Origin of the sequence: uncultured Campylobacter sp. (assembly GCF_937997405.1) — a bacterium.
Classification (GTDB): domain Bacteria; phylum Campylobacterota; class Campylobacteria; order Campylobacterales; family Campylobacteraceae; genus Campylobacter_B.
Map to the genome: position 1 here is coordinate 1 of NZ_CALKTL010000173.1, position 5,642 is coordinate 5,642.

The 5,642-nt window shown below is 41.9% G+C and carries 7 protein-coding genes; 1 reads left to right on the plus strand and 6 read right to left on the minus strand.

Annotated features, from left to right (window positions below):
* The first annotated feature begins 173 nt into the window (after positions 1 to 173).
* Positions 174 to 314 (plus strand): hypothetical protein, encoded by a 141-nt coding sequence (locus tag Q0372_RS09230; RefSeq protein WP_298105154.1) that lies wholly within the window; start codon positions 174 to 176, stop codon positions 312 to 314.
* A gap of 13 nt (positions 315 to 327) precedes the next feature.
* On the opposite strand, the gene Q0372_RS09235 is transcribed toward Q0372_RS09230, so the two are convergent.
* From Q0372_RS09235 to Q0372_RS09260, 6 genes are all read right to left on the minus strand, one after another.
* Entirely contained in the window at positions 328 to 1,791 is a 1,464-nt protein-coding gene (locus Q0372_RS09235; RefSeq protein WP_298105156.1) for a hypothetical protein, read from the minus strand.
* 57 nt (positions 1,792 to 1,848) lie between these two features.
* Positions 1,849 to 2,490 carry an ABC transporter ATP-binding protein gene (locus tag Q0372_RS09240; protein ID WP_298105159.1) on the minus strand — a complete coding sequence of 214 codons (642 nt, stop codon included), beginning with the start codon at positions 2,488 to 2,490 and terminating at the stop codon, positions 1,849 to 1,851.
* Between the two features lie 2 nt (positions 2,491 to 2,492).
* Complete coding sequence (tsf, locus tag Q0372_RS09245) at positions 2,493 to 3,557, minus strand: translation elongation factor Ts (protein WP_298105162.1); 1,065 nt, start codon at positions 3,555 to 3,557, stop codon at positions 2,493 to 2,495.
* Positions 3,557 to 4,354 carry a 30S ribosomal protein S2 gene (gene rpsB, locus Q0372_RS09250; RefSeq protein ID WP_298105165.1) on the minus strand — a complete coding sequence of 266 codons (798 nt, stop codon included), beginning with the start codon at positions 4,352 to 4,354 and terminating at the stop codon, positions 3,557 to 3,559. Before rpsB ends, tsf begins: the two co-directional genes overlap by 1 nt.
* 258 nt (positions 4,355 to 4,612) lie before the next feature.
* Positions 4,613 to 5,299 (minus strand): hypothetical protein, encoded by a 687-nt coding sequence (locus tag Q0372_RS09255; RefSeq protein WP_298105168.1) that lies wholly within the window; start codon positions 5,297 to 5,299, stop codon positions 4,613 to 4,615.
* 1 nt (position 5,300) lies between these two features.
* Positions 5,301 to 5,642: hypothetical protein (locus Q0372_RS09260; RefSeq protein WP_298105173.1), on the minus strand; the 342-nt coding region annotated here is incomplete at its 5' end.

Consider the following 5,642-nt stretch of genomic DNA (forward strand, 5'->3'; position numbering starts at 1 on the left):
GCTGCGCGGCGCTCTTTGTAGGCTTACCGGATTTAAATTGCTCGCTATCCGCAGAGTTTGCGGCAAACGAGTTTGCAAAATCGCCCTCCATAGCGCGCAAAAATCCATCCGCAAACCCGCTAGCAACGCTATCAGCTTGCTCGCTTTGCTTCGGTAAATCTGAGGCATCTAATATGTGCGGTAAGTTTAGCTCCGAAAAATTCGGTGTAGGAGTAGAATTTGTAGAGGCTAAAAAATATGCTGCTGAATTAGGACATAGATGTGGAGCCTATTTTAATAAAAAATTGTCTATAGATTTTGATGATAAAATCTAAAAATCTACTATATTTAGTAAGTCCCAAAATTTACGCCAATTGAATTCCATGCTTCATTATGAGCAGACATAGACGCATTCTGTGCAAGTCCACCAGTAAATTCCATGCTTTGAAACGGAACGGCGTTATAAAGATTTTCGCGAGGTATATCGCCCGCGCCCGCCAACGCAATCGGCGTATCTGAAGCGACCTCGTATTGAGACGAAATTTGCGTTTTTTGAAAATTCGTAGCCGCTTTATTTTTATCATGCGCAGATCTTTTATCCTCTTTTTCATCGGAAGCAAACGCAGCCGCGGCGAAATTATCATATCCGCCAAACTCCTCCACAGGCATGCCGGCACTATCGAAAAGCCTAGAAAAATCCATATCAAATCCACTATTAACAGGCGCGCCGGCTGCATCTTGCACTACTTGCGAGGCAGAATTTTTTTCATCTGTTTTATAAGCAGATGAGCCGTCTGATTCATGCTGTTTAAGCGTAACGTCCACAGAGTCTTTCGCTTCCTCTATATTAGGCGCAGCGTCTGCCTTTTTTTCAACAGTAGTTTCATTAGAGCTGCCAGCTCTTTGCGGCTCGTCTTGCTGCGCAAGCGGTAAAGTTTCGCTTGCCCGTGTGGCGGGAATTTCATCTTCTGTCTGCGATTTATCCGTTTTGGAATTCTTAGGATTTTCATCATCTAGCGCTGCTAGAGCTATAGGAGCGTCATCCTTTGCGAGTGAAATTTCATCTTGAGGTGCGTGATTATTTTCAGCGGGCTCGCTTGCGCCGATACTATTTAGCGGAACATCCTCAGGAATATCACTAGCAGCTAAGTTTAGAGGCACATCATCTGCGATATTATCCGCAATCTTTTCTGCGACGGCGTTAAGCGGCGTACCATCGGCGATGGTGTCCGCAAGAGCCGCTTCATCTGCAAGCTGCGAGAGCGGAATATCATCTGCGATCTCGTCCGTGCGCGGTATATCACCTAGTAACTGCGAAAGCGGCACATCATCTGCAATCTCGGGCGCTATATCGTTTGCCAGTTGTGAAAGCGGTATATCTTTGCCAGAGTCATAAAAGCTATCCACAAGCTCTTCAAAATTACTGCCCGAAGCGGAATTTGCCTGGTCAATCGCATCGATCTCTTTCATCACAGAGCTTGCATCGGCAAATTCTTTCGCCATTTTTTCTTTCGCCTGCACGCTCATATTTTGAACCGAAAATTCGCTAATAAACGTAATGAGCTCAAGCGGCGAAAAAGGCTTGGTAAGGGTGTATCGCGCTCCTGGCACTGAGACGTTTTTAGGCGTCAGAAACAGCGTCTTATTAAGATCAAATTTTGAAATATCATCGCTATCTTCATAATTTTTTATCGTCAAATCATATTCACTCTCGTCTGCACTATATGCTACCAGGTCCGCACCGATGCGCTCGCAGCAAATATTTACGACACTTGCAACCTGCTCATTGTGATTGTCAAGTAGAATTTTCATTTATGACCTTTTAGAAAGAATTTGGGCTATTGTAAGATATTTTTGGTTATTAATTGCTTATATTTGCGCTAAATTTCGGTTATTTAGGCGATAAACTTTGCAGCATTTTTGCGCTAAATTCTCATCGTGGGTCACGAGCACGAGCGCGCCACGACTGGATTTTACGTAATCAAAGATCACGCTCATGACCTCGTTTGCGGTATCCTTGTCTAAATTTCCAGTAGGCTCGTCGGCAAAGATTATGCGCGGCTTTTTGCAAAGTATGCGAGCGATGCTCACGCGCTGCTGCTGTCCGCCGCTAAGCTCGCCCACGCCTTGCTTTAAAGTATGTTCGATCTGAAGCTTTTTTAAAATTTCATCATCTATCGCATTATTCGTAAGTTTGGCGGCAAGTTCAATATTTTCGCCAGAGGAGAAGCCCTTAAAAAGGTAGTGGGATTGAAATATTATGCCAAAGTCGTTGCGGCGGATTTTAAGTCTCTCATCGGAGCTTAGCTCGTAAATACTGCGCCCGCCGTAGATCACTTCGCCCGAGTTCGGCTTTAAAAGCGTGCATAAAATATGAAGCAGAGTCGATTTGCCGCAGCCGCTAACGCCTAAAATAGCGATGCTCTCGCTCTCTTGAACGCTTAAGCTTACATTTTCAAAGAGCGTATAATCATACGCGTGAGTAAGATTTACGCCCTTTAAAAGTTCCATATTTAGCCGATTTGAGCCGCTACTTCGGCTGCGAAGTCTTCGCTCTTTTTCTCTAGACCCTCGCCCACTTCGAAGCGGACGTATTTTACGATCTCGATCTTGCCGCCTAGTTTTTTAGCTTCTTCGTCGATCACCTGCTCGACGGTTTTCTTATCGTCCATTACATAAAATTGCCCTAGCAGCGTGAGGCGCTGATCGATCTGGGTATTATCGGCGATGAAGCGATCGATCTGACCCGGCAAAATTTTATCCCAAATTTTTTCAGGCTTATTTTGCTTGCGAAGCTCATCTTTTAAAACTTCTATCTCTTTGGCTAAAATTTCGTCCGTTAGATGCGCGCGCGAGCCAAACTGCGGGATCTTATGAAGGGGCTTACCTAAGCGCACAAACTCCTCATTTTCCTTCTCAAACTCGCCTTTAAGAGCTAAGAATTCTTTTTCGATAAAATCGGGATCAAGCTCTTTATAGCTGATAACCTGAGGTTTCATCGCGGCTGCGTGCATGCAGAGATTTTTTATAAGCTCCTTCGCACCCTCCGCAGTTCGCTCGCTGTCACAAGCTGCTGCGATGATTACACCTACGCGGCCGTTTGAGTGTAGGTAGCCGTTTACTACTCCGTTTGCGCCCGCCTTAATCGTCTCAAATCTTCTAACGACCAAATTTTCGCCGATCGTAGCGATCTGGCTCTTTAGATGCTCATCAAATTTAACGCCGTTAATGACGCTGGAATTTAGCTCATCAATGCTGCTAATGCCCTTGCTTTGGATATGCAAGGTAGTATTTTTAACTAAATTTATAAAATTTTGATTTTTAGCTACGAAGTCGGTTTCGGAATTTATCTCGCTTATGGTGGCGATCTTGTGATCCGCGCCCACTTCGACGCTTACTAAGCCCTCGCTAGCTAAGCGATCGGCTTTTTTAGCAGCCTTTCCAAGGCCCTTTTCGCGAAGCAAATCGACGGCCTTATCCATATCGCCGTCTGTTTCAACTAAAGCCTTTTTGCAGTCCATCATCCCCGCTCCGGTGCTTTCGCGGAGCTCTTTTACCATTTGCGCGCTGATTTCCATTACTCTTCGTCCTCGCTTACGTCAAAATCCTCTTCGCTCATCGCCTCGGCTACGACCTCCTCTTTCTCCTCGTCGCTGACGGCTTCGCTATGCTCGACATCCTCGCTTGCGTCTTGATCGCGAAGCGCCTTGCCCTCGTTGATCGCTTCTGCCATCTCTTGGCAAAAAAGCTGAACCGAGCGGATCGCATCGTCGTTACCGGGGATCGGGAAATCGACTACGTCCGGATCGCAGTTCGTATCCAAAGGCGCGATAACCGGCATTTTTAGGCGGTTAGCTTCCGCTACGGCGATCTTTTCTTTTACGACGTCGATGACAAAGATCATATCAGGAAGGCCCTTCATATTGCGAATGCCGCCTAGATAAAGCTCGAGCTTCTCTTTTTTGCGGCGAAGCATTAGCGCCTCTTTTTTGGTTAGTAAATTTATAGAGCCGTCCTCTTCCATAGTCTCGATTACTTCGAGCTTGCGGATCGATTGCTTGATAGTGGAAAAATTCGTCAGCATGCCGCCTAGCCATCTGTGGCTCACATAAGGCATGCCGCACTTCTCGGCGTACTCTTTTAGCGTTGCGCCGGCTTGTTTTTTGGTGCCTACGAAAAGTATAGTTTTACCCTCAGCAGCCGCGTCACGCACGATATTATAAGTGTAGCGGAAGTAGCGGATAGTTTTTTGTAGATCTATGATGTAGATACCTTTTCTCTCGCCGAAAATGAATTTTTTCATCTTCGGATTCCATCTGCGTGTTTGGTGTCCGAAATGAACGCCGCACTCTAGCAAATCTCTCATTGTTACCATGAGTTTTCTCCTTGTGGGTTGCCCCGAAATTTAGTTTATTCCTCCGCATCCGCCCGTAAATTTACTCTAAATTTACAACTAAATCAAGGATTGATGCGTGTGAAATGAAATGAGGATTATATTTAAAATTTTATTAAAATAAGCTTGAAGACTATGTAGAAATATACTAAAATATTTCAATAAATTTTTATTCAAAGCAAACCAACTTGACATATACTAATAAAATTTAACAATTACCGACAAACTTTATAATCAAATCTACTTAACTTCTCGGGCAATGTCTTCTACGCTCATATTTCCTCTAAATATAGAACCTACCGCCTCTGTAAAATTATTAGGGATACCATTTTCCCTATTAAAAGAGGCTTGTTTTTCGGCAATTTGATTTTCAAGATTCGCTATCGCATTTTCTAGCTTTATTTTTATAGAATACAGCTCATTTAATTTTATACTTCTTTGTTCCTCGAAATTCTTATATCGTTCTACAACTTTTTGATTTTCTACTTCGGCTAAATCAGCAAGTCCTCTAGTATATAGATCCATATCAGGCATGAAGGGATTTGTTCTATTCTCTAAAGATTGTATATCTCTTTTTATATTAATCAATTTATTGATCTCTAGCTCCTTTTGTCTTTGTAGTTTATTAATTTCTGGCATATATTTCGTCTCGGTAGTCTCTCTTCTGTGCTTATTATAAGTCCTATAAATATCTGATAAATCTTTATCTTCATCTTCTTTTAAACATTCGAAATAATATGCTATTATCATGAATGGAACACCACACAAAAATGCTAATTTTAAAAACCAATCTATATCTACAAATACCCAAATTATAAAAAAATATATTGCTGCGATGGTTGTTATTATCTTCTTCTTTGTATCTCTTTTATATTGATTTTTTCTATACTTTTTTAAATTTCCTCTCACTTCGCTAATGCTAGCCATATTATCGTTCCTCCCTTACTCTAATCGCCTCTTTGATGATTGCAATCGCATAATAAGGCTGTAGAATATTCGGTATAATTTTTAACTTTACTGCTAGCCATGAATTTTTATAAGTTCCTATATGATGAAAATTTATATCTTTTAAAAATACAATAACTTCCCTATTGCTGCCAAATCTGTTATATAAAAAATTTAGTTCATTACTGATTTGGTCCTCTAAATCTTTTAATATAAACAGAAGGCTAAAGCTATCTATAAAATTACGTTCTATAGTCTTAAAATTTTTTAATTCACTTCCCCATCTCTCAATATATTTTAACAAGAAGCTATTAGATTCAACAAG